Consider the following 24,284-nt stretch of genomic DNA (forward strand, 5'->3'; position numbering starts at 1 on the left):
CAATACGTTGGCTGATGGTCATAAGCGACTCTCGGATTTCGGCAGGCATTCGATCAGTTGGCGCCATTGCGCCTCGGAGTAGCGGGCGAGCAATGCGGCAAGAGGCGCCTGACCTCTGGCTGCTACGTCGATCATTTCGCCCACCGCAGGTACGGTGTGCAGCCTGGGGTGAACGCACAGGTGATGGAGAGCGAAGACCACGATGCCCTCCATCTCGCTCAGGCCCAACCTGCGTGCATCATCGACATGGTTCGAAGCACGCACCGCAGCAAACGGTGGAATCTGGCACTGATTGATGTGCTGCGAACCCGCCCGCAACACTCTCCAGGTAGCCAGCACACGTTCGATCAGCCCCACGTCATCCTGAATTCGCCGCGCAGGGGTCGGCAAAGGGTGTCGCTGCCCGCTCTGCCCTTTCAGGCTTGCCAACCTCCCACCGCTACTCAGGAACAACCAGTCACTGATCGGCCACCACGGGCCTTGTTCAAGCCGCTCGAACGTCGCCGCAAGCAACTCCAGACGGACGGGTTCGTAGACCGGGTAGCAGCCAAATTCCCGATTGGAATCGGGCAACCGACACAAGGCCGTGAGATGGGACGCGACAGCGGCCGCAGGCGCCTCACTGAACAGCCAGCCACACAGGTAACGCCGTTGCTGAAACAACGCCCTCTGCGCTGCTCGGACGGTCAGTTCCAGCAGACGGCGACTGGGGACTATGCCGGGCGAAGCCAGGCAAACCAGTACGGGATGCAGTTGGGGAGCATGGGCCAGGTCGGCCCGGTGCACACGGGTCAATGCCTGCTCACCCAGGGCATTGCGCAGCGGGGCAAGCACGGCGTTGTCGCCATCGTGAGCAGTCGCAAGCGGATCTATCAGCACATGGCAGTACAAGTGCGCCCCATGATGGCTTTCGATGAGCCCGGCCAGGTTATCGGTGCGCATCAGACCTTGGCCTCGCACTTTTTGCTGGCGTCAGGCGTAAGCGAGAGTGGCTGGCTGTTTCCAGCCCCTGACGCAGCCGCGCTGGTTTGCCCCAGCAGGTCGAGTTTCAGCCCGTTGATGGTGATGCCCTGCCCATCCAGCACAATGCTGCCGCCCGCGGTTCTGAACTCGATGCGCTCACTGGCGCGCAGCTGATAGATCGTCGTATGTTGCTCCATGCCCTGCCCGACGGTGACCTTTTGCGCACCTTTGACGACAAGCTCGGCGTCCTTTCCGACAAAGGCCTGGTGATTGGCCCCTGTTGATTCGCTACGGTCGTTGCCTACTTTCTCGAACAGGTCATGCTTGATATCTACACGGCAGTCTTGCCCAATGAGCTGGGTATGGTCGCCCCCGGTTTCCTGGCGGAAGTCATGGCCGATATTCAAGTGCTCATCATTGCCGACCTGCTCGACACGATTACGCCCCACACGCGTGGTCTCGTCATTGCCGACTACATTGTTCTGGTCCCGCTGGGCATGGATGAACACTTCTTCCTTGCCGAGTTCGTCCTCGAAGCGCAGCTCGTTGAAGCCATCGCCCTTGTGGGTCTGGCTCTTGATGGTCATGCGCGTCTTGTGTTCGGGCAGGTCGTACGGCGGCAGCTGGTCGCCGCAATAGGTACGCCCGGTGATCATCGGTTGGTCGGGGTCGGCGTTGACGTACTGGATGATCACGTCCTGGCCGATGCGCGGGATGGCCATCGAGCCCCAGCTGCCACCTGCCCAGCCTTGTGACACGCGCACCCAGCAGGAGCTGAACTCGTTGTTCTCGCTCTCCCGGTCCCAGGGGAAGCTCACCTTGACCCGGCCCCACTCGTCGCAGTAGATCTCTTCCCCGGGCGGCCCGACGACCGTGGCCATCTGCGGGCCGTCGATGCGTGGCTTGGGCAGTGGCGCCGGACGCCATTCGATCCGGCCGGGCACCAGCACGGCTTCCTGCGAGTAGCGTGTCCCTTGTTCGGCCCCGGCAGCTTCTTCTTGCAGGCTGGTGAACTGGCTGCCCTCGTGATGTACACGCATCACACGCCAATGGGCGTTGAGGTCTTTGCGCGGGTGTTCGATGAGGGTGAAGCTCAGCCCCGGTTGCAGGCGTACATCGTCACCCTCGACTTCGGCAATACGGGCGTCATGGCGCAGGGCCGTCAGGCGAGTAGCGGTAAAGGGTACACCGACCGCATCGCGCTTGTAGCGGCCGGGGTAGTCGAAGCGCTCATAGTCCCGGGACTGATGGGTGATGCTACTGTCACCTGCGCGGTGTTCCTGCCGGTACTGCGGGTTGGTGAAGGTGTAGTCCCGCTGCACCTGGCGTGCGGTGCGCACCTGTTCGCTGTAACGCAGGCGGCGCAGGCAAGGCCTGGCCTGGTCGCCACCGCTGTTGGCGCGGTACAGCACCTGGTCGGGGCCGATGTCATCTTCGTCGAAGAAGTCATCACCTTCGTCGTCGGCCTTGAGCGCGCTTCGGCTGATCTGCCCCAACGCCAGCAGTCGGTCGGTGATGACCAACAGGTGGTGTTTCGGCGTGTGCTCGAAGCGATAGACGAAACCCTCTTCACCCGCCAGGCGGGCGATGAAGTCGAGGTCCGTTTCACCGGCCTGTACGCAGAACTCGCGCATCTGATGCTCGCCCATGCTCTTGATTTCGAAACGGGCAATGCCCTGACGCTTGAGCATCAATTCGAGAATCTGCGGCACGGTCTTCTGCTGGAAGATGCGCCAGTTCGAACGCAAGCCGGCACGGGCCAGCACGGGTTCGACCAAGGCGCGGTAACGGGTGCGATAGAACCCCGTCTCACCCTGGCTGAAACTGCTGACCAGGCCGTGCACATAGCGCAGGGGGCGCTCACCGCGCCAGATCGTGAACAGCATTGGTTTGTCGAGCAACTGGCCGAAGTCGACCTCGTCTTCAAAACTGATCAGTTCCAGTTTCAGCTGGAACGGTGAGCTGATCATTTCGTCGAGTTCGAACGAAACCACTTCGAAGTCAATCTGGCCAGCCAGCGGCTGGAAGGTGAAGCGCAAGTCGGATTGGCTAGGCATGCAGATCCCCCTGCTACTGCTGCAAGATGCCGTTGAGCGATTCCAGCACCTCGGCGGTGATCAAGCTCAGGCGGTAGCTGTAGTAGCAGTAGGCGCATACCATGGCGATGGCGGAGATCACCAACGGGCTCCACCAGGGCCATTCCCGGCGCAGCCTGCGGTGGGGGCGATGGACCACGTTGGTATAGGGGTCGCCCACGAATTCCGGCGTGGGACCGCGCAGTTCACGAATGACCTTGTGCATCCGCGAAATCAGGGCGTTGATGATTTCATCGCACTTCGGGTCCAGGGCGTACTTGCCCTTCAGGCCCAGGCAAAAGCAGAAGTACAGGAACTCCAGCACATCCTGGAACTCCTTGGGCGACTGCATCAACCGCTCCAGCAACACGAAGATCTTCTCGCCACCCTGGGTTTCGTCATGGAAGATGCTGAGCAGCGGTTCGTGGCTCCAGCACGAATTGTTCCCCCAGGGGCGACTCATCACGGCCTCGTCCAGGTAAAGGCACAAGGCATAGGAATAGACTTCGAGGTGTACGGCGGAATAACCGTACTGCTGTATTTCCTCGCGGATGGCGCTGACCTGGGTCTGCAGGGCCTTGTGCACCTGTTCGATGTTGGGCAGGTCATCCAGCGTACGCAGGCGTATGACCAGGCCGAACAGCGGGTTGGCCGCGTCGAGCATCAGGTTGGCGAAGCCGCCGCGTAGCCGGAAGTCCGGGTCGGCCGGATAACCCTGATGATCTGCGCGCCTGCCCTGGCCGGGTGGATAGGGTGAATCGGTGCCCCCCGGGACATCGAGCATGGCATGCAGGCTGCTTTCGGTTACGTCATGGGCAGCGTTGGCGGCCTGGGATTTTCCAGGACGAACAGCAGATGGGCCGGGCATGAAGAGGTCCTTGTCTTCCAGTAGGCTGAAGACATGAACACTATCGGGGAATCAATTCTTCGAGGAGCGTAGGGCTTCCCAAAACGCTGTAGGAATTTTCGCCTTTTGGCTTGTCTGGACGCTGCAATGCCGGAATTCCGGGGCCGCTCTGCGCCCCTTTCACGACACAAGGCCGCTCCTGCAACGACTGCGCCAGCCCTTGTGTGGGCGGCGCAGCGCCGCAACCGATCAATCAGCCAAACAACCTGGCCAGGCAACCCAGCTTCTTCTTGTACGAGCGCCGAGCCTCTAGTGCGTCCTCCAGGCTGACTTCCAGGAACCGCGCCTGCTGGTTGGGCTGCATCTGCCCGATCAGGTCCAGGTCGGCGCTGATCACTGTGCCGATCATGGCGTAGCCGCCACCCGATACCGCATCACGGTGCAGGATGATCGGCTCCAGCCCGGCGGGTACCTGGATAGAACCGATCGGGTAGCAGCTGTCGACGATGTTCGATGGGTCCGAGCCGGCCCCGAACGGCTGCTCCCGTGGCTGGAAGCTCAAGGCACTGCCGCCCTTGTAGCGGTAGCCGATACGGTCTGCCTCGGAGCCTACCGTCCAGGCTTCGGTGAAAAAGCTTTGCGCCGCAGCCTTGGTCAGGCGATGAAAATACAGCCCCGGCACCACCCGTAGTACCACCTCGCCGCCCAAGGCCTGGCGCAAGGCCATTGGCAGGCTCGCACCGGCGCGGGTCTTGCCGCTGGGTACGCCGACCGGCAACAGGTCACCCGCCATCAGCTTGCGCCCATGGAAGCCACCCAATGCACCCAACGCATAGGTGGAGCGGCTGCCCAGCACCTCGGGTACATCGATACCGCCGGCCACCGCCAGGTAGGCCCGGGCGCCTGCGGTAGGGAAGCCGAAACGCAACACCTGCCCGGCACGTACGGCAAACGCCGTGTCCGGGCGTTGCTCCCCGCGATCGAGCAACGCCGGCATCTGCGCACCGCAAACCGCTACCAGCGCATCCTGCTGGAACTCCAGCTCCGGCCCCACCAGCGCACACTCAAGGCCCGCGGCGCCCGCCGGGTTGCCCACCAGGTGGTTGGCCGCCCTCAGGGCGTACTGATCGAGGGCGCCGGACGGCGGGATGCCCAGGTGGTAGTAGCCTTCGCGGCCCAGGTCCTGCACCGAGGTAGCCAGCCCGGGTTTGAGTACCTTGATCATGCCAGCACCTCCTGCAGGGTCCGTGGATAGCCGACCGGGTCGGCGAGGAACGCGTCCAGGGAGAATTCCACCGGGCGAATGCGCAGGTCGAAGCGGCCTTCTTCGACATCCGCCACCGCCTGGTCGTAGGTACGGCGGTCGATGGGCTTGAACTGCACGATGTCTCCCGGGCGGAAGAACACCATGTGCTCCTTCAGGTAGTTAAGTGTCTGCTGCGGGTCATAGATCGGCGCCGGGGTGACGCCGAACATCTGGTAGCCGCCTGCCCCGCGCACCGAATAGATGCAGCCGAAGCAGCCGCCATGGCCAAGGGTGAGTTTGGGGGTGTCCGTACGCGGGCGCAGGTACTTGGGCACCTGCAGTTGCCGCTCGCGCTCGACCATCTGGAACATGAACGGCAGGCCGGCAACGAACCCGACCATCGACACGAACCACGGCGCGCCGCTGTGCGCGGCAATGAACGCCTCGACATCGGCCAGGCCGTTGATCCGCGCGGCATACTCCAGGTCAGTGCTGCCCGGGTCCTGGTGGCGGTCACGAAAACGCATCAGCGTTTCATGGGTCCAGGGGTCGTTGTACAGCACTGGAATCTCGATGATCCGCGTCTGCAACGAGCGCTCGGCCACCGCCTGCGCTTCGGCACCGCGCACCGCCTCCAGCAGTGCCTGCGGCGCGATACGGTCCGGGTCGAAGCGGATCTGGAACGAGGCGTTGGCCAGGCACACATCCAGCACGCCATCCAGGGCCAGCCGCTCCACCGCACGGGTGACGGCCATGCCCTTGAAAAAAGCCTCCAGCGACATGCTCTCGCTGACTTCGGCAAACAGGTGCTCGTCAGCGCCAAAGCTGTAGCGGATCGGGGTTGTAGCAAGCGGTTCGGCCATGACTGTTCCTTTTCTTGGAATCTTTATAGAAAGGCAGGCGAAAGCAAATTGCACGGGCTCCGGCGTATACCCGCCAGATGCCCCAAGGATTCAGCGTGGCGCACGCACCACGATCCCGGCAGCGTCCAGCGCCTGGCGCGTGGCCTCGACCAGGTCGAGCGCACCCGGGGTATCACTGTGCAAGCAGATGGAATCGAATTCGATGGCCAGGTCCTGCCCCTCGACCGTGCGCACCACGCCTTGCTGACAAGCCCGCAACACCCGTTCGGCGACCGCCCCGGGCTCATGGCCCCGCACGTTGCGGGTAAACACGATCGACCCGCTCAGGTCGTACTCGCGGTCGGCGTAGAACTCGCGAATGACCGGCTGGCCAAGCTCCTGGGCAATGCGGCAGATCACCGAACCGGGCATGCAGTACAGCAGCAGCTCCGGCTCGATCACCCGCAGGTTTTCCACCAGCAGCCGTGCAGCTTCTTCGTCACGTGCCAGATGCATGTACAGCGCACCATGCGGCTTGATGTGCTGCAGCCGCACGCCCTGGGCGCGGGCAATTTCACGCAGGGCGCCGAGCTGGTAGAGCATGTCGTCGACCAGTTCCTGGGCCGGGGCATTGATGTGTCGGCGGCCGAAGCCGACCAGGTCGCGGAACCCAGGGTGCGCCCCCACTGCGACGCCCAGGGCCTTGGCCCGCTCGACGGTACGGCGCATGGTGCCGGGGTCACCGGCATGGAAGCCGGTGGCGATGTTGGCCGTGCTGATGTAGCCCATCAGCTCGTTGTCGACGCCGTCGCCAATGGTCCACGGGCCAAAGCCCTCACCCATGTCCGAGTTGAAATCCACCACCTGCATGACTGTCTCTCCTGGCGCTTGTGACTGCATGCAAGCCACGTTAGATTCTCCGCACCCCCCTTGGGAAGATCTATAAACAGATAGGGTGTCTTCTGAAAATCAGATACTGCGGGAGCTTACCGTGTCACTGACCCTGCGCCAGGTCCGCTATTTCGTCGCCACCGCCGAGATCGGCCAGATTTCCCAGGCGGCAATCCACCTGAACATTTCCCAGTCTGCAGTGACCACGGCGATCAAGGAGCTGGAGGCGATGCTCGGCGTGCTGCTGTTCCAGCGCTCGGCGCAGGGCATGAGCCTGACCGAGGCCGGCCGGCACTTTCTGAACCGCGCCTACGTGATCCTGCGCAGCGTGGACGATGCGCTGAACAGCCCGCTGCCGGACGTGCGCGCCAGCGGCCTGCTGCGCCTGGCGGCAAGTTATACGGTGATCGGCTACTTCCTGCCCCATCACCTGCAGCGGCTGGAGCACTGGCACCCGGACGTGACCCTGGAGCTGTACGAACAGGAGCGCAGCGCCATCGAGCAAGGCTTGCTGGAGGGGCGTTTCGACATGGCAGTGGTACTCACCGCCAACCTCACCCACCCGGACATCGTCTCGGAAACCCTGTTCAACTCCGAGCGCCGCCTGTGGCTGCCCGGCCACCATCCGCTGTGCGAGCGCTCGGCAGTAAGCCTGGCCGATGTGGCCTGCGAGCCGTTCATCCTGCTGACCGTGGATGAGGCCGAGCAAAGCGCCATGCGCTATTGGGAACAGGCCGGGCAGCGGCCGCAAGTGCGGGTGCGGACCAGTTCGGTGGAGGCCGTGCGCAGCATGGTCGCCAATGGCAGCGGTGTGGCGATCCTGTCGGACCTGGTGCACCGGCCCTGGTCGCTGGAGGGCAAGCGAATCGAGACGGTGACCATCAGCGACCCGGTGACACCGATGAGCGTCGGGTTAGCCTGGCACCGGGAACGGGCGTTCAGCCCGGCGATGCAGGCTGTGCGCAATTACTTCCATGATGCATTCCTGGCGCCGCAGCAGTTGTCGGCACGGCGCTGACCGTTCCCTGCAGGCCCGACTCTTCACGGGTAAATCCGCACACAGCGTCTGCATTCGGAATCAACGCCACTCGCTATAGGGCTCCAGCGGCGTCACCGGCAGTGCCAGGTTGCCCCGCCACGGCTCGAACAGGTAGCGCAGGTAAAGCATGCCATGGCTAGGCGCATAGTCATCGCTGTGCTGCCAGTCGAAGCCGCCGCCCAACACCCAATGGTCGCTCAGGCGCCGCTCGAACAGCCCGCGCAGGCGGTAGCCCAGCCCGCTGCTGTCGCTGGCGTCGTTCATGGCGTCGATGTTGGAGCCAACGTCATACTGTGCCAGCACCTTGCGGTTGACGTGCGCGTCCGGGTACAGGCGGCTGCGACCGCTGTGGGCCTGGGACCAGCTTACAGAGCCTTCCAGCAGCACCGACCAGTCGTAGTTGCGCCAGGCATAACTGACCGGTACGCCAACCGATGTGTAGCGCTGCGGGCTGTAGTAGCCGCCCTGCCCCAGGCTGTAGCCGCCCAGGTCCTTGTCGTGGCGCCAGTGCATCAGCGTCAGGCCCACGCGCACACGCTCATCGGCTTTTTCCACCACACGGTGGTACCAGCCGGCCATGGCCCGGGTGCGCTGGTTGTCGGCGACGTTTTCGCCATACAGCCAGTGGTGCCCGAGGCTGGCCCAGACGCCGTTGTCACCGCCCTGGTCCCAGCTCAGGCCGAGCGTGGCGCCATTGGCCGTGACCCCACCCCAGCGCACGCCCGTCCGCGGGTCACGTGCTCCGGCAAACGATAACAGCGAGTTGCTCATCGGCCGCCGCGAAGCGGTCAGCGACCAGCCAAGCTGGCCGAGGTCACCGTTGACCGTGGCGCCACCCAACCAGTTGTTGATCGCGTAACCCTGGGTGGTGCCCAGGTCGAAGGCCCAGCGGCTGCCCTGCCAACCCAGCGCCAGCACGCTACCGTCCGCCGTTTGCGAACCGCCCTTACACGCGGGGAGCGACCTCCCGTCAGCGGTACTGCCAACAAACTGGCAGCTGCCGAAATCCGGGGTATAGCGCCCCTGGTCGTTCTGCTCGAACGACCCCGCATCCATGCCGATGCGCTCCACCCGCGCAAAGGCGGTGCCGTCCTGCCAAGGGGTATCGACATGCAGCAGGGTCGACTGTGTACTCAGTTCGGACGTGCCCGGCGTGCCGTCGTCCTCGCGCCAACCGTAGTCGTGCATCAACGTCACATGGGTGTTGCGCTGGCGATACAGCGCATCGACGTCGCTGCGCAGGCTGCGTGCCAGCCAGTCGTCGTCATCCTGCTCACGGCTGGCCAGCGTCAGTGCACGGTCGTCCCGTGGCGACACGGCAGCACGCTCGAGCATCTGTGCATCGGCCATCGCTGCGGCGTAAAGGTCAAGCGCCCGTTGCGGGTCATCCTGCGCCACCAGGCGGGCAGCGTCGCGCCGCAACAAGGGGTCGGGGCGAGGCTGCTGCGCTGCGATCTGGTCGAGCATTCTGGCCGCCTGGTCGTGTTCGCCCAAGGCGACCCAGACAGCCGCCAGGCGCCGCTGGGCATTGCTGTCATCGGCAGCCAGTTGCGGTACCTGCACAGCCAGCATGTGCCGGGCCTGTGCCAGGTTGCCTTCGGCCACCGCGCTTTCGATCACGCCAAGGCGCGCCTGGGGTTGCCCAGGCTGCACGGCAAGCACGCGCTGGTAATAACCGCGCGCCTTGCCAGGCTCACCATTGGCCGCCGCCCAGTCAGCCAGCAGCATCAGGTCGTCGGTGCTGCCTTCGCCACGCGCCAGGCTGGCCTCGAGCAGGCGGGTCGCTTCAGCCGTACGGCCTTGCGCCTGCAGCTGCTGCGCCGAGGCCAGGGTCATGCGGCGGCGGATACGCTGCTCCAGTGCATGCATGTCCGCGCTCCATGCCCCCTGCGGCACCGCGCCCAGGCTGTCCAGGGCCAGCGCATCGCGGTCGCTGGACTCCAGGAACAGGCCATGGGCATAGCGGGTAGATGGGTCGCCCGGCTGGCGCTGCACGATGCTGGCGAATGCCGCGTCGGCTTCGGCGGTGCGCCCCAGGTGGCGCAGGCTGCTGGCCAGCTGGTAGACCAGCCAGGGCTCATCGGGGGCCAAGGCCGTGGCCTGGCCCAGCGCCTGGCTGGCCGCCGCCCAGTCCTCACGCTGCATGGCCTGCTCACCTTGCTGGCGCAGGCGTGCGAGTTCCAGGCTGCGGCGCAGGCTGGCGAACTGCGCTTGCTGCCGAGGCGACAGGCTGTCGAGGTACGCCCGCGCCTTGTCGGGCGATTGCGCCTGGTACACACGCACCAGGCCGCGCACGGCACTTTCGTTATCCGGTGCCATGCGCCGAACCTGCAGGAATTGCCGCTCGGCGGCGGCTATATCGCCTTCGGCCAGCGAGACATCCGCCAGGCCTAGCAAGGCGTATTCCTCCTTCGGGCGCTGCTGGCGTGCCTGCTGGTAGAAGGCGCGGGCAGCGCGCAGGTCTTTCGCCTGCAGTGCCCGCTCGCCTTTGCTGAGCAGCGCCCAATACTGGCTGGACGACTCCAGGTCCTTCCACTGGCTGATCCAGTAGGTGTCCTGCTCCTTGGCGCTCGCCGCCCGGAACGCCGCATTGGCGTCTTCGTAGCGGCTCTGGCGCATCAGTGCATAGCCCAGTGCACCCTGCAGGCTGGCATCATCCGGATACTGGCGCAGCGCCCGGCGCAGTTGTGCTTCGGCTTCAGCATTACGGCCCTTGTCGAGCAATGCCAAGCCCCGCTGGCCAGCCTGCCAGGACGGGTCGGCCAGCAGTTTGCGCTGCTGTTGCAGGGTCTCGCTGGCCTGCGCCTGCAACGGTGAGGCCGGGTAACGCTGGAGAAACGCTTGCCAGGCCGCCGCGCTGGCGGCGCTCACCGCTTGCCCGGACAGGTAGTCGAACTCACGCTGGGCAGCGGCATCCCGTGCGCTTGGGTCGCGCGACAGCTGGTCGAGCAAGGCCAAGGCTTCGCGGTCGCGATTTTCGGCGAACAGCCAACCGGCCAAGGTCTGGCGCAGCCCGGCACTGCCCGGGTACTGCTGGTCCAGCTGCTGCAGCTGCCTGATCGCTTCAGGGCGCTGGCCCGGGAGGTTGCCGCGCACGCGCCAGTAGTCCAGGGCCAATTCCAGGCTTGGCGGTTCACCAGCGAACAACTGTTCATAGGCCGCCAGCGCCTCTTCATTGCGCCCGGTGACCGCCAGCAGGCGGGCCTGCTGCAATTGCCGCACGCGCTCCGGCTGCTGCAGCTCGAGCAGGCGCCTGGCCTGACGTGCCTGCAAGCTGCCAGGCGCGATGGCACTTATCCGCGCACTCAACTGCTCGGCCTCGGTGCTGTTCTTTTCGCGCAATGCCAGGCTCAGGGCCGCCAGCAACACATCCGGGTTGCGCGGCTCGAGCAATTGCAGCCGCCCCAGTGCATCGCGCACCAGGTCGTCACGATGCAGCGCCTCGCCGCGGCGCACCTGGTCCAGCAGCCATTGGCGCTGTTCGCCGGCATCCTTGGGTTGCGCCGTGGCCTGGCAGGTCACTGCCGCCAGCATCAGCACGCCGATCATTCGCTGCATGGCGCGCTCCAGGCCGGCAACAGGCGGCCGTGCGGGTCAAAACGGTAACGGCCTTGGTCCCAGCCCTGGCCAAACAGCGCCAGCATCTGGCTGTAATAGGCCTTGGCTTCGACTGGCTGCTCGCGCAGGCGCTGACGCTGGGCCGCCAGGCCCGCGGCGTGCTCCGGCGATGCTGCCAGCAACGGCAGCAACGCCGCAGAGAAACCCGCCGGGCCATGGCCACTGGCAACACCGCTGTGCGCATCCACCTGCTCTGGCGGCAACCCCTGGCGCGTGGTCAATGCCGCCATCGGGGCATAGTGGGCCACCAGTTCGGCACGCTGCGCCGCGTCCTTGGCCAGCATGCCGACCCACAGGTAGACGCGGATGGCATCGTAGTCACCCTCACTGCCATGTTGCGGGTCCGCTGCCAGTTCACCGGCTGGCGTCCACAGCAGCCAGTCCGGGGCAAAGCCCTTTGGCGACGAAGCCAGCCACAAACGCCGCGTGTTGGCCGCCAGCTCGCCCCACAACGGGTCGACCAGGCTGAAGCGATCGAACAACTGCAGCGGCAAATAGCTGGGGTTCAAGCGGGCGCCACGAGCATCCTCGAAGCCGTAGTCCCCCGGCAGCAGCATCACCCCCAGGCCCGGCAGCTTGCGCACGGTCTGCGCGGCGATACGCCACAGCAGGCGCTGGCCCAGCTGCGTGTAGGCCGGCTCGTCCCACAGCCGCCCGGCTTCCAGCAGGCTGTAGGCAATCCACAGGTCGGCATCGCTGGCGTTGTTGGCATCCAGCACCTGCCACTGCTGCTGGTCGTTACGGCCCCACAGCCAGGCGGGCAGATGCCGGGCCAGGTCGCCCTCCGCCAGGTTGTTGCCGGTCCAGCGCAGCAACTGCGCGAAGGCTTGCCGGTCATTGCCCACCAGGGCGAAGAACAGCGCGTAGCTCTGCCCTTCCGAGGTCGTGATCAGGCGCTCGTCGCTCGGGTCGATGACCCGACCGTCGACACTCACCAGTTCGGCCTTGAAGCGGTCCCAGGCCGGCCATTTGCAAGCCGGTGCGGCACTCGTGACGACGGGCAGGCCCAAGGCGACCAGCCCCACCAGCAACTGACGCATCATCACCCCGCCTCACCCAGGCGGCGCTTGCCTGCCCAGCGCAGTGCCCGCCACAACAGGAAGGCGAACAGCACCACGCAAATGGCCGCGATCGCCGCCAGCAACACCGGGTGCTCGGACAGGTGGAACCACAGCAGCAGCCACCACGGCAGCGCACCTACAAAGTAGTGCTCGCCGACGAACTGGCTGGTGACGCCGCTGCTGCGCACCAGCGTCACCGAGCCGGCCACCGCATCGAGCTTGCCCACATCGCCGAGCACGTCGCGCAGCAACGCTTGGTCGCTATCGCTGTTGGCCAGCAGGGCGACAACGCTGCGCTGCTCATGGAATGGCGACTTCAGCCCGGTGATGGCCGCAATCGGCGCCTGCGCGCTGACTGCCACTCGGCTGCTCGCGGCCACCGGTGCGGTATCGAAGCGCTGGCTGCCCGGCAGCCCTGTGCTACGGCCCTGCAGCAGCCAGTCCCGCTGGGCACTGAGCAGCAGGCCAAGGTTGGGCGCATCCCCCAGGGCCTCGGGCAGGCTGCCGAGCAGCAGCAAGTCGGCGTCGGCCGCTGCGGCCTGCTTCCAGTCATCGACCAGCCGCAGGCCAAGCGCCGGGTAGCCGATCTGCCCGGCCAGCCCGCCGACCGCATCGAGCAAGGTGCCCACCTGCATCGCCGTGGGCCTGGCCGGCATGACGACCAGCGTTTCGGAAAGGTCGGCCATGCGGCTGAACGGGAAGCCGCTGCGGGCGAATGCGCGCAGGTCGGGCATGGCGATGTAGTGGTGGTAACCGGACAGGTCGATGGTCGAGTTGTCGTCGATCGCCGCGCGCACATCCACCGGCAACGAGGTCTGGCAGCGGTCGCGCTGGGCGCTGCCCAGGGTGCTGGCAAAGCTGAAATCGAAGCGCAGTCGGTTGCGGTCACCGATCTTCAACGCCGGTACCAGCGACTTTTCGGTCAATGCGCTGTTGTCACCGGACAGCACCGCCAGGCGCATTTCCTCGAGCGTACCGCCGCGCCGGTCATTGCCCACCAGCGGCATGCTGGTGATGTACTGGTCGTTGACGCTGATGCTCAGGCGCGATTCGTCGCTCACTGCCGGGGCCGTGTAGCGGTACAGCGTACGCAGCGGAATGCCCTGGTTGCGCCAGACGAACAAGTCCGGCGGCAGGTTCAGCTCCAGCGTCACCGGCCGTGGTTGCAGGCCACTGACCTGCAGCTGCTCGGGGTAATCGAGCAGCTCGGCGAAGCGTACCGGGCGGTCGGTGCGTGTCCAGTTCGGCGCATCGTAGGGCTGGCGCGGCTGCAGTGCCGTCATCTGCTCGACCCTCACCCGGGCACCGCGGAACAGGTTGTTGCCAACCGCCAGCGCCGAGGCGGCCTTGACCAGGTCATCGTCGTTGCGGCCCAGCACCAGCAGCACCTTGCTGAAGCGATCGTCCGGGTGGTCGATCATCTGCAGTACCGGGCCGTCGACCGGCGGGAATTGCTGCAGGTCGGCAAGGAAGGCCGGGCGACGGTCGTTGCTGGCAAACACGATGCTCGGCGTGGGTTTGTCGCCACGGGCCGGCAGGCTGCCGTACAGCACCGGGAAGGTCGCCTTGCGCCAACCGGCCTGGCTGCCGAAGTAGGACGCCAGGATCGCCGCCGCACGCTGCTCGCCCAGGCTCGGCACGCCGCTGAACACCACCGGCAGCGTTACCTTGCCGGTGTCGCGCACATCAAAGAACGGCAGCGGGAAGTACGCCAGGTCGTTGTCCAGGGCCAAAGCCTGTTCGTGCAGCTGCACCTGGCTCTTGCGGTTCAGGTTCAGCCACAGGCCGCTGTGCGCTGGGTCTTCGCAGATGTCGGTGTAATGCCCGACGAACTCCAGGCGTACCCGGTTGAAATCGCTGAGCAGCTTCGGGTCAAGCGGCAGCTGACGGCGCACGCGCTGGCCAAGCTGGTCCTTTTCCACCGGCACCACGCCCATCAGTTCGTCATTCAGGTACACGCGCAGGTGCGACAGGTTCGGCAACAGTGCGGGCGATGGCGTGTAGTCCAGCTGCAGGCTGGCGTCGGTGGCCAGGCGGTCGCGCCGCAGGCCGAATTCGATATGCTCGCTGTTGCGCACCCCCAGCAGCAGGCTGTCGGAGGCATGCCCGAGCTGCTCGAAGGTTTTCGCAACCGCCCAGTTCGGTACCGTGGGTACGGCTGGCTCGGCAAGCGGGGCGACAGAGGCGGCAGCGGCGCTTTGCGACAAGGCAGCAAGCAGCGCCATCGCCAGGCCCCAGGTACGCGCGGGATAACCAGTCATCATGCGTCTCGATCAACAGGGTTCAAGAAAGGGACAGGCTGCGGTGTGCGGGGCCTGTAGCTGGCCAGCCAGTTCGCCAGCGCGTGCAGTGGGCGCAGCCACGCCCGTACCCATGGCGGCAAGTGCTCGACCAGCCGCAGGTAACCGACACCGCCCAGCTTCAGCACGTCGACCAGGCTGCGCAGCGGGCGATCGACCTCGTGCTGCTCGTTCCAGCCAAGCCAGGCATCGGCGCGGGCAAAGGTGCAGTGGACCAGGTCGATACGCTGTTGCTGGCCAAGGTCATGGAACACCAGGCCCACGTGTTGCCCGACGGTGCGGGTGACACAGGCCTGGAAGGCGAACTCGCGCTGGCCGCGGTTGAGCAGCAGGCGCACCCGCTCCCCCGCTTGCAACTCGAGGCCCCGGTGCAATTGCAGGCCGACACCGCCGTCGGAATAGTCGACCAGGGTACAGGGGTAGGCGTGACCGCTGGCCAGCACCAGCCCCGCCGGCAAGCGCATCTGCACCCGGTGGGCGCGGCGCACCTGGCGCACTTCGGCAGCCACGGCGACGGCGGCGCCGATGATCAGCAGGTTGTAGATCACCCACAGCGAGCTGACGATCACCGTGCCGATTTCCGCCGCCGGGCCGGTGAACAGGCGCCACACGGCGAAGCCCAGGCCGGCCACGTTGAGCGCCGCCAGCCACAGGTAGGGTTGGGCGATGCGCCAGTCGAACTGCTCCTGCTCCATCAGGCCGCCCTTGGCGGTGACGTTGAACTTGCCCTTCTTCGGCGCGAACAGCGCGACCGTGGTCGGGCGGGCGATGTACCAGGCCAGCACGGTCTCGTAGACCTCGCCCCAGAAGGTCTGCCGGTACTTGCCCTGCATGCGCGAGTTGGTCAGGCTGGCGTGGATCATGTGCGGCAGCACGTACAGCAGGATCATCAACGCCGGGGCGTAGATGATGTAGGCATGCAGCAACAGGAACGCCAGCGGCGCGGTCAGGAACACCAGCCGTGGCAGGCCGGCCAGGAAGTGCAGCATGGCGTTGGCATAGCACACCCGCTGGAACAGGCTCAGCCCACGGCCGAACAGCGGGTTGTCGGTACGGAAGATCTGCACCATGCCCCGGGCCCAGCGAATGCGCTGGCCGATGTGCGCCGACAGGCTCTCGGTGGCCAGGCCGGCCGCCTGCGGAATGCTCAGGTAGGCCGATGACCAACCCTGGCGGTGCATGCGCAAGGCGGTATGGGCATCTTCGGTCACGGTTTCGACGGCGAAACCGCCGATGCTCTCCAGCGCGGTACGGCGCAGCACGGCACACGAGCCGCAGAAGAACGCCGCGTTCCACATGTCATTGCCATCCTGGATCAGGCCGTAGAACAGCTCGCCTTCATTGGGGCGACGGCGGAACGAGCCCAGGTTGCGCTCGAACGGGTCGGGCGAGAAGAAATGGTGTGGCGTCTGCACCAATGCCAGCTTCGGGTCCTTGAGGAACCAGCCCACTGTCATTTGCAAGAAGGAGCGCACCGGCACGTGGTCGCAGTCGAAAATGGCGATCAGCTCGCTGTCGGTCACGCCCAGCGCATGGTTGAGGTTGCCGGCCTTGGCGTGCTTGTTGTCCGGCCGCACGATATAGCCCACCCCCACTTCGTCGGCGAACGCACGGAACGCCTCGCGCCGGCCGTCGTCGAGGATATAGATGCGCAGGCACTCGCGCGGCCAGTCCAGGCCCAGGGCGGCCAGCACCGTGGTGCGCACCACCGACAAGTCTTCGTTGTAGGTGGGAATCATCAGGTCGACGGTCGGCCAGTGCGCCGGATTTGCCGGCAGGTTCGCCGGCTTGCGCTGCAACGGCCAGCTGGTCTGGATGTAGCCCAGGATCAGCACGAACCACGAATAGGTTTCTGCCGCCAGCAGGATCACCCCGCACACAAGGCCCGTGGTGTCGTTCCAGTTCAGGGTCGAGGTGTAGCGCCACCACAGGTAGCGGCAGGAGATCAGCGTCGACAGCACGATCAGCATCAGGGTCGGGAAGCGGCCCGGCATGTGCCGCACCAGCAGGGCGATGCCCAGCAGCAGGCAGATGAACACCAGCTGCGCCAGGTAGCCGAACGGTTCGGTCACGCACAGCACGGCCAGGCCGATGGCGCCCAGGGTCAGCACGCCGTAGAAAACCCACCGGGCGAACACGCTCAAGCCGCGCAGGCGTGCCGAGGCTTGCTGCTTGAAAGCACTGGCGCGGTAGCGCGCAGGCAGCTGCTGCAGACGGTCGATCAGCAGGCCATGGTAGCGGCGCAGCACCTGGCGCATACCGCGCAGCTGCGCACGCACTGCCACCCAGGCACGCCGGGCAAACCCCGGCTCGCGAGGCAGCGGTTGGCGCCGGACCAGCAGCCACAGGCTCTGGATCAGCAGGCGCAGCGGGTCGCCCAGGCTTGGGCGCTTGCCCGCCAGTTGCGGGTACAGCCGCTGCCGCTCGGCCAACAGGGCTTGCCAGGCAGGCGACTCCAGGCGCAGGAACAGGAAGGCCAGCCACACGCCAAGGGTAAACAGCCACGCGACCGGCCGCCGCGCGCCACGTGTGCGGAACCAGGCGTAGGCCGACAGAGGGGTCAGGGTCACGACTGGCGCCTCGTCAGGCAGCGCACCGCCAGGCTCTGCACGTCCCGGCAAGCCAGGCTCTGCGGCGCGTAGTGGCCAAGCGGTGCCTTGCACGCCAGGGCCTCGAGGAACGCCTCGTCGCGGTGCACCACCTGGATCGGCAGGAGATCACGGAACAGGTCGCGCCACACCATCAGCAGGTCGCTCTGCAAGCGGCTGGCGGGGTCGTAGCGGTTGACCAGCAACAGGTCGTAGTGCTCGACCTGCCGGCGCCCGAGCAGCAGGTGGCTGGCCATTTCGGCCTCGGCCACCAACACCCGCACGTCAGTCTCGACGCTTTGGCCAGCGGCATCGGCCGGCAGTTGCGGCAGATCGAACAGCAACCAGTCGAAGTGTTCGGCCAGCTCGGCCTGTCGCGCGCGCCAGGCTTCAGCATCGGGCAACGGCGGCCGCGTGCCGGCAGGCAGATTGCCGAACGGCATCAGGCACAGGCCATCGAGCACCTCGTACATGGCATCGCTGTATGGCCGCCCTTCCCGCTCGGCAAGCGCCCAGCCCTCGTGCGTGTCGAGGGGCAGATTGAAGTGCAGGCCGAGCAGGTTGCTTGGGCACAGGTCGACCAGCAGCACCCGCTCACCTACGCCCTGCAACGCATGCCCCAGCGCGGCCAGCAAGGCACTGCGCCCCAGGCCACCGCGAACGCCGTGCAACGCCAGGCTGGTCATGGCGACAGCACCTGGCGCCGCGGCGCCGCCGTGTACAAGGTGCCCTGGGCGCTGCTCCGGCAGCTTTCACCCAGCAGCGGCCAGCGCTGCAAGGCCTGCTGGACGCCCACCAGCAATGAGATGTCCTGGTAGTTCAGGTCCGGCATGTCCAGGTGCTGGCGCAACTGGGCGATATCGTCGCTGCGGTCGGCAGGGTCTGCCTTGCCAGTGATCATGGGCGCTCCTTCGGGACAGGCTGCCAGTCGGGCTGGCCTTGCAGGCGCATGTAGGCGCGCCCCTGGTAGTTCAGTACTTGCGCACCTGCGGTTTCCGCGACCTGTTCGGTGGTCGGCAGGTCGCTCAGCAGGCTGGGCACATCCAGCAGCTGCTGCTGGCCCAGGCCCGTATACACGCGCGAGATCAGCTCGGACAGCGCCAGGTAGCTGGTGGGTGCCGAGACGTGCAGCGGCTCGCTGCGGGCAGGTTGGCCCATGCCGATGAACTTCAGGCCCACCGGCACATGGGTAATCGATGGGGTGGGGATTTCACGCATGCCCGACAGCTGCATGCGGTCGCCATGCAGCGCGGCGCCATGTTCCGGGACAATGGCCACGACCACGCGGCGGCTGCTGCGCTCCAGTTCATCGAGGAAGCTGCCAAGCTCGCCGAACAGCCGGGTGGCGCGGGTGGCGTAATCGGCCACGCGGGTACCGCCGTCGGCGGTGACGATACGGTTGCCGTCATGCAGGCTGATGCTGTTGTAGAACAGCGACACATGCTCGGCCGGCGCGCCTTTGCGCTGCCCCCACCAGCGGCGCAGCACCTCCAGGTCGCTGGCGATCGGCGAGCCGTCGAAGCCGACCAGTGCCCGCGGGAAGTCGGTGTTGCGCAGGCCAGGTTGAGGCATGTGCTGCTGGGTGATATCGCCTATGAAGTTGTCGAAGCGGCCGCTGTGGTTGAGCAAGGTGTTGCTCTGGAAGCCGAGCCTGGCCAGGTTCTGGAACAACAGGCACTTCTCCGGGGCCGGCTGATACAGCCCGGCGTGGGACGACTGCCCGCAGCTGGCACGCAGCACGCGGATGGCGGCCGGTCCACTGTAGGACGTGGCCGAGTTGAACTGGTCGAAGATCACGTCCAGGCGCGAGAACAGCGGGTTGTCACGCAGCCCGACGGCAGACAGGTCATCCCAGGCCAGCGAGCAGATGTTGATCACCAGCAGGTCGAACGGCTGCTCATCGGCCTTCATGGCCGGGAATGCTGTCACCCGTTCACGCTCACTGGCGAAGAACCGCTCGAGCCAGCTGTCGAGCGTGGCATTGTCGGCAACCGCGGTGGCCTGAGCCTGCTCGGTGGGGCTGGCAGCCGCGGCGCCAGGCGCCTGGCCCGCATTGAACCCCAGCGCTGGCAGGCCGCCGACCGCCAGCCACGCCAGCCCCAGCAGGCTCAAGGTACTCAGCCGCAGCCAATGGCGCAGGTACAGGTAACCCACCAGCAACAGCGCCAGCGCGCCCAGCAGGTTCCAGTTGATGAAGCGGCCGAGCAGTTCGAGCAGGTAGTCCCACGAGAAATCGAACACCCCCGGCTGCGCCAGCAGGCGGCTGAAGGGCGGCAGCCAGGTGTCCTGGTAGAACAACGCGATGCCGACCGGTACGGCCACCAGTTGCCGCGCGATTCGCAGCCACTTGCCCGGCAACGGCAGCAGCAGAAACGCAGCGAACAACAGGTTCGGCAGCGCCTGGAAGTCGAGCATGCCAAGGGCGACCAACAGGAACTTGGCCAGGAAATAGAGGTTCCACCCTCCCAGTCCAGGCCAGCGGGCCGGTACCGGGAGGGTGGCGGATGTATTAGTCATTACGGAATTCCTGGCGTGCAGCGCGGTGGCGTACGCCCAGCGGTTTCAGGTAACGGGGTGGAAGGCGGCGGCGCAACCAGCCGCGCAGCGTGGCGCGCAGGCGCAACAGCAGCAGGGCCAGCGCCAAGGTGACCAGCGCCGTGATGCCGACCACTTGCAGCAGCTGCACGAAGTTCATGCCGTACCCCGCTTGCCCAGGGCCACCCGGCGCGGTGCCAGGGCCGGCCTGGCCTGGGTGGGCAGCTGCGCCGCCGCGTCGAGCCGGGGTGGCTGTGGCACGCTGTCATCGAGGAAGGCCGGGGTGGCCAGGCTGTCGACACCGGCAAGCACCTCCTGGCTGATGAACAACTCTTTCCACGACAACTGGAAGATGTGGTCAAGGGCTTGCTCGACGCCTTCGGAGCGGCAGGCGAACAGGAACAGGAACAGCACATCGCCCACCACGCAGGCGATATCGCCGTCGCGGCGGAACACCGTGCGCGAGCAGGCTTGCAGCGGGGTCAGGCCAGGGGCCGGGCGCAACACCAGCAACTGGTGGGCAATTTCCCCGTTGCGCACCCCGTGCCACATGGTCTGCACCGCTTTGGCGAACGCGCGCGGCGCCACCAGCCCGCAGATGGCCAGCGGCCGCAGGCGTGCGAGCAAGGCATCGAAATCGCTTGGCAGGCGCCGGCGCCAGAGGTAACCCTGGATGCTCTCGACCATGGTCAGGAAGCGCGACAGGCTGGCACCGAACGGCACGATCTGGCTGGCCCCGCAGGCCAGCAGCAGTTGTTCGTCCTGGTAGCGCAGGGTCGGTGCCATCTCGCGCACCACCAGCTTCAGGGCACTGCCACGCAACTGGCGCAAGCGGTGCAACTGGCGCGCCAGGCTATCCAGGCGCTGCCCGCCGTCCATGGCAAAGATGACCGTGGCGGAAACCGCCCTACCAGCCTTGGCACCCAGCTCCTCGAGGCTCTCGCAGACCTGCCAGTGCTCGGAGAAGGCTGGCGCACCTTCCAGTACCGGGCGCTGGGCCAGGCACAACAGCTCGTCGCCACCGGTGTCGCTGGGGGCCTGCGGCGCCCCGGCGGCGGCGAAGCCTGCTTCAAGCCGCGCCAGTTCCACATCGCGCGTACCGGTCTTGCCGAGCGGGTTGCTCCAGAAATGCTGCAGGTAGCGCACCCCGCCTTTGCCGCGGTACACCTGGGCCAGGCCATCGACGCCCTGGTTGAACGCACGCAGGCGCTCTACCAGCCCGGCACTCTGGCCGCTGCTGATGACCAGCAATAGCGTGGCCTCGGCCAACAGGACCGGGCGCAGCGCGTTGCACCAGCTTTCGACGTTGCCGGCACCCCAGACGTCGGCGGGCGCCAGCAGCACCAGCACCCGCCCGGCGGCGTCGATACGCGGCAGGTCATCGACCAGGTGCCGGGCGGCTTGCAGGTCGGCTTCGTACAGCGCCAGTTCGGCTGGGCCCTGCGCGGCATCGAGCGCACTCAGCACATCACCGATGGCTTGCGCATCGGCGACCAGGGCTGCGCGAACGTGCTCGGGCAGCCCCCCGACCACCTGGCGGCATAGCACGGTGGCGTCTTCTGCGTTGTCGCAGGCCAACCAATACAGTCCTTGTACATGAAGCTGGCTGCTTTCGGCGCCTAAGCCGGAAATAGCCAACCACGGCATTCCATTCGTCAAAACACTGGCTCTGAAAAGTAGATTGAAACGGCTCTGAGAGGTGGCTGCGGGCACATGCGCCGCTGAGGCTCGATGAATAGCGTCAAAAAAACAACAAAATGACTGACGAACAACCTAACCCGTCAATTCTACAGCAGGGAGGCAAAATGAAATCAAGCAGAAATGTAATGAATTGCAAAAAATTGTTAGCAGCAGGTACATGTCTGGGATGTTTGATGCCTGTGAGATCGAGCGCCGCCCGCGCAGCGCTTCGCAGCACAAGGCTGCCTCAGGTACAACATGAGCCCGAAGTCTGCGCCGGACCTGTGGGAGCGGGCATGCCCGCGAAGCAGGCGACGCGGTGGATGGCACCGGCTGCGCCGGTGTTCGCGGCCACGGCCGCTCCTACAGGTACAGTGTGAGCCCGAAGCCCACGCCGTACCTTTGGGAGCGGGCATGTCCGCTAAGCAGGCGACGCGGTGGATGGCACCGGCTGCGCCGGTGTTCGCGGCTAAAGCCGCTCCCACAGGTACAGCGTGAGCCTGAAGCCTACGCCGTACCTGTGGGAGCGGGTTCACCCGCGAAGCAGGCGACGCGGTGGACCGTGCTGGAAGCGCTGGACAGCGGCAAGCCGGTCAGCGAGTTCCAGAACGACACTGCACGAACCCCTGCACGCCTGAGTGATCTGTATGGTTAGCGCCAGGCACAAGCTGATTTCCGGAGACAAGCATGCTGCGTATTTTTGAACGATGGCTCGACCCCTTCCCCCCTGACGAGATACCACCGCCACCGGTTGGCCTGTTGCGCTTCATGTGGGCCTGCACCCGGGGCGCGCGCGGCTACATCCTGGCGCTTGCGCTGCTCAGTGCCGGGGTATCGATCTACGAAGCCTGGCTGTTCGCCTTCCTCGGCCAGGTCGTGGACCTGCTCTCGGACTGGCAGGCCGGCGGTGCCGTCGGCCCCGAAGAAACCCGGGTGCTGTGGGGTATCGGCATCGTCCTGTTGGTCAGCATCGGGCTGGTGGCGCTGCGCACCATGCTTCAGCACCAGGTACTGGCGATCAACTTGCCGCTGCGCCTGCGTTGGGACTTTCACCGGCTGATGCTGCGCCAGAGCCTGTCGTTCTTTTCTGACGAGTTTTCCGGCCGGGTCACCACCAAGGTGATGCAGACGGCGCTGGCGGTACGCGATGTGTTGTTCACCCTCATCGAGATCCTGCCCGGGATCGGTGTGTACTTCATCGCGATCATTGCCCTGGCCGGTGGCTTTGCCCTGAAACTGATGCTGCCATTCATTGCCTGGGTCGTGCTGTTCGGCCTGGCCATGCTGTATTTCGTGCCACGCCTGGGCAAGGTCGGCCAGGAGCAGGCCAACGCCCGATCATCGATGACCGGGCGGGTTTCTGACGCCTACACCAACATCACCACGGTGAAACTGTTCTCGCACGCCAACCGCGAAGCGCACTTCGCGCGCGCGGCCATGGAGGACTTCAAGCAGACCGGCTTTCGCCAGATGCGTCTGGTCAGCCAGTTCGAAATCGTCAACCAGGCGCTGGTGGTGGGCTTGATCATTGCTGCCGGTGGCTATGCGCTGTGGCTGTGGCACCAGGGCCAGGTCGGCACCGGGGCGGTGGCGGCGATCACCGCCATGGCCTTGCGTATCAACGGCATGTCGCACTGGATCATGTGGGAGATAACCTCGCTGTTCGAAAACATCGGCACCGTGCAGGACGGCATGGCCACCCTCACCCGCGGCCCCAAGGTAACGGATGCGCCCGGCGCTGCCGAGCTGGTAACCAAGGGGGGCGCGGTGAGTTTCGACAAGGTCGGCTTCAACTACAACGGCGAGCGTCAGGTGCTCGACGACCTGAGCCTGCACATCCGCCCGGGCGAAAAAGTCGGTCTGGTCGGTCGCTCCGGCGCTGGCAAGTCCACCTTGATCAACCTGCTGCTGCGCTTCTACGACGTGGACCGTGGGGAAATCCGCATCGACGGGCAGAACGTGGCCAAGGTCACCCAGGACAGCCTGCGCAGCGCCATCGGCATGGTCACCCAGGACACCTCGCTGCTGCACCGCTCGATTCGCGACAACATCGCCTATGGCCGCCCAGATGCCACCGAAGCGCAGATCCGCGCCGCTGCGGCCAATGCCCAGGCCGATGGTTTCATCAGCCAGCTCAGCGACCGCCAGGGCAACACCGGTTACGACACCTTGGTGGGAGAGCGCGGCATCAAGCTGTCTGGTGGCCAGCGCCAGCGCATCGCCATTGCCCGGGTGATGCTGAAGAACGCGCCGATCCTGCTGCTGGACGAAGCCACCAGTGCGCTGGACTCGGAAGTGGAAGTGGCCATTCAGGAAAGCCTGGATGAAATGATGAAAGGCAAGACCGTCATCGCCATCGCCCACCGGTTGTCGACGATTGCCGCCATGGACCGGCTGATCGTGATGGATGAAGGGCGCATCATCGAACAAGGCACCCATGCGCAACTGCTGGCGAAGAATGGTACTTATGCACGGTTGTGGCAGCACCAGAGCGGCGGGTTCCTGGGTGAGGACCAGGGCGTGGCCGAGGCGATGGAGTAGGCAGAAGGTGGGATCAGGTACCGCGTTGGATTCTTCGCGGGCACGCCCGCCCTCATAG

General features: G+C 65.7%; 17 protein-coding genes. 2 read left to right on the forward strand and 15 right to left on the reverse strand.

Going from position 1 to position 24,284, the window contains the following annotated elements:
- Positions 1-18 precede the first annotated feature (18 nt).
- The 6 genes from B2790_RS23475 to B2790_RS23500 form a co-directional block, all read right to left on the reverse strand.
- Positions 19-942, reverse strand: a complete 924-nt coding sequence (locus B2790_RS23475) for a hypothetical protein (protein WP_286919887.1) — start codon at positions 940-942, stop codon at positions 19-21.
- Complete coding sequence (locus B2790_RS23480; protein WP_286919888.1) at positions 942-3,020, reverse strand: type VI secretion system Vgr family protein; 2,079 nt, start codon at positions 3,018-3,020, stop codon at positions 942-944. Before B2790_RS23480 ends, B2790_RS23475 begins: the two co-directional genes overlap by 1 nt.
- 13 nt (positions 3,021-3,033) lie before the next feature.
- Entirely contained in the window at positions 3,034-3,906 is an 873-nt protein-coding gene (gene icmH / locus B2790_RS23485) for a type IVB secretion system protein IcmH/DotU (protein WP_286919889.1), read from the reverse strand.
- Between the two features lie 232 nt (positions 3,907-4,138).
- Complete coding sequence (locus B2790_RS23490) at positions 4,139-5,110, reverse strand: biotin-dependent carboxyltransferase family protein (protein WP_286919890.1); 972 nt, start codon at positions 5,108-5,110, stop codon at positions 4,139-4,141.
- Complete coding sequence (locus B2790_RS23495) at positions 5,107-5,994, reverse strand: 5-oxoprolinase subunit B family protein (protein ID WP_084785213.1); 888 nt, start codon at positions 5,992-5,994, stop codon at positions 5,107-5,109. The genes B2790_RS23490 and B2790_RS23495 overlap by 4 nt, the downstream gene beginning before the upstream one ends.
- Positions 5,995-6,084: 90 nt before the next feature.
- Positions 6,085-6,843, reverse strand: a complete 759-nt coding sequence (locus B2790_RS23500; protein ID WP_085588015.1) for a 5-oxoprolinase subunit PxpA — start codon at positions 6,841-6,843, stop codon at positions 6,085-6,087.
- 121 nt (positions 6,844-6,964) lie between these two features.
- Here B2790_RS23500 and B2790_RS23505 point away from each other — a divergent pair, with 121 nt between their 5' ends.
- Positions 6,965-7,882, forward strand: coding sequence for a LysR family transcriptional regulator (locus B2790_RS23505; RefSeq protein ID WP_025339602.1), 918 nt, complete (start codon positions 6,965-6,967; stop codon positions 7,880-7,882).
- Positions 7,883-7,942: 60 nt separating this feature from the next.
- On the opposite strand, the gene bcsC is transcribed toward B2790_RS23505, so the two are convergent.
- The 9 genes from bcsC to B2790_RS23550 are packed head-to-tail and all read right to left on the reverse strand — an operon-like array spanning position 7,943 to position 21,652.
- Positions 7,943-11,461, reverse strand: a complete 3,519-nt coding sequence (gene bcsC, locus B2790_RS23510; RefSeq protein WP_286919891.1) for a cellulose synthase complex outer membrane protein BcsC — start codon at positions 11,459-11,461, stop codon at positions 7,943-7,945.
- Complete coding sequence (bcsZ, locus tag B2790_RS23515; RefSeq protein WP_286919892.1) at positions 11,449-12,564, reverse strand: cellulose synthase complex periplasmic endoglucanase BcsZ; 1,116 nt, start codon at positions 12,562-12,564, stop codon at positions 11,449-11,451. The genes bcsC and bcsZ overlap by 13 nt, the downstream gene beginning before the upstream one ends.
- Positions 12,564-14,843, reverse strand: coding sequence for a cellulose biosynthesis cyclic di-GMP-binding regulatory protein BcsB (gene bcsB, locus B2790_RS23520; RefSeq protein WP_394520741.1), 2,280 nt, complete (start codon positions 14,841-14,843; stop codon positions 12,564-12,566). The genes bcsZ and bcsB overlap by 1 nt, the downstream gene beginning before the upstream one ends.
- Complete coding sequence (gene bcsA / locus B2790_RS23525) at positions 14,843-17,452, reverse strand: UDP-forming cellulose synthase catalytic subunit (RefSeq protein ID WP_286919893.1); 2,610 nt, start codon at positions 17,450-17,452, stop codon at positions 14,843-14,845. Before bcsA ends, bcsB begins: the two co-directional genes overlap by 1 nt.
- Positions 17,449-18,156 (reverse strand): cellulose biosynthesis protein BcsQ, encoded by a 708-nt coding sequence (bcsQ, locus tag B2790_RS23530; protein WP_286919894.1) that lies wholly within the window; start codon positions 18,154-18,156, stop codon positions 17,449-17,451. Before bcsQ ends, bcsA begins: the two co-directional genes overlap by 4 nt.
- Positions 18,153-18,371, reverse strand: a complete 219-nt coding sequence (bcsR, locus tag B2790_RS23535; protein WP_025339608.1) for a cellulose biosynthesis protein BcsR — start codon at positions 18,369-18,371, stop codon at positions 18,153-18,155. The genes bcsQ and bcsR overlap by 4 nt, the downstream gene beginning before the upstream one ends.
- A complete protein-coding gene (bcsG, locus tag B2790_RS23540) occupies positions 18,368-19,987 on the reverse strand; it encodes a cellulose biosynthesis protein BcsG (RefSeq protein ID WP_286919895.1) in 1,620 nt (539 codons plus the stop codon). Before bcsG ends, bcsR begins: the two co-directional genes overlap by 4 nt.
- Entirely contained in the window at positions 19,980-20,165 is a 186-nt protein-coding gene (gene bcsF / locus B2790_RS23545; protein WP_274120010.1) for a cellulose biosynthesis protein BcsF, read from the reverse strand. Before bcsF ends, bcsG begins: the two co-directional genes overlap by 8 nt.
- Complete coding sequence (locus tag B2790_RS23550; protein ID WP_274120012.1) at positions 20,162-21,652, reverse strand: BcsE family c-di-GMP-binding protein; 1,491 nt, start codon at positions 21,650-21,652, stop codon at positions 20,162-20,164. Before B2790_RS23550 ends, bcsF begins: the two co-directional genes overlap by 4 nt.
- Before the next feature lie 720 nt (positions 21,653-22,372).
- On the opposite strand from B2790_RS23550, the gene B2790_RS23555 reads away from it, so the two are divergent.
- Positions 22,373-24,226, forward strand: a complete 1,854-nt coding sequence (locus B2790_RS23555) for an ABC transporter ATP-binding protein (RefSeq protein ID WP_274121012.1) — start codon at positions 22,373-22,375, stop codon at positions 24,224-24,226.
- The last annotated feature ends 58 nt before the right edge of the window (positions 24,227-24,284 follow it).

The sequence above is a fragment of the Pseudomonas sp. UBA6753 genome, assembly GCF_002453565.1.
Classification (GTDB): Bacteria; Pseudomonadota; Gammaproteobacteria; order Pseudomonadales; family Pseudomonadaceae; genus Aquipseudomonas; species Aquipseudomonas putida_Z.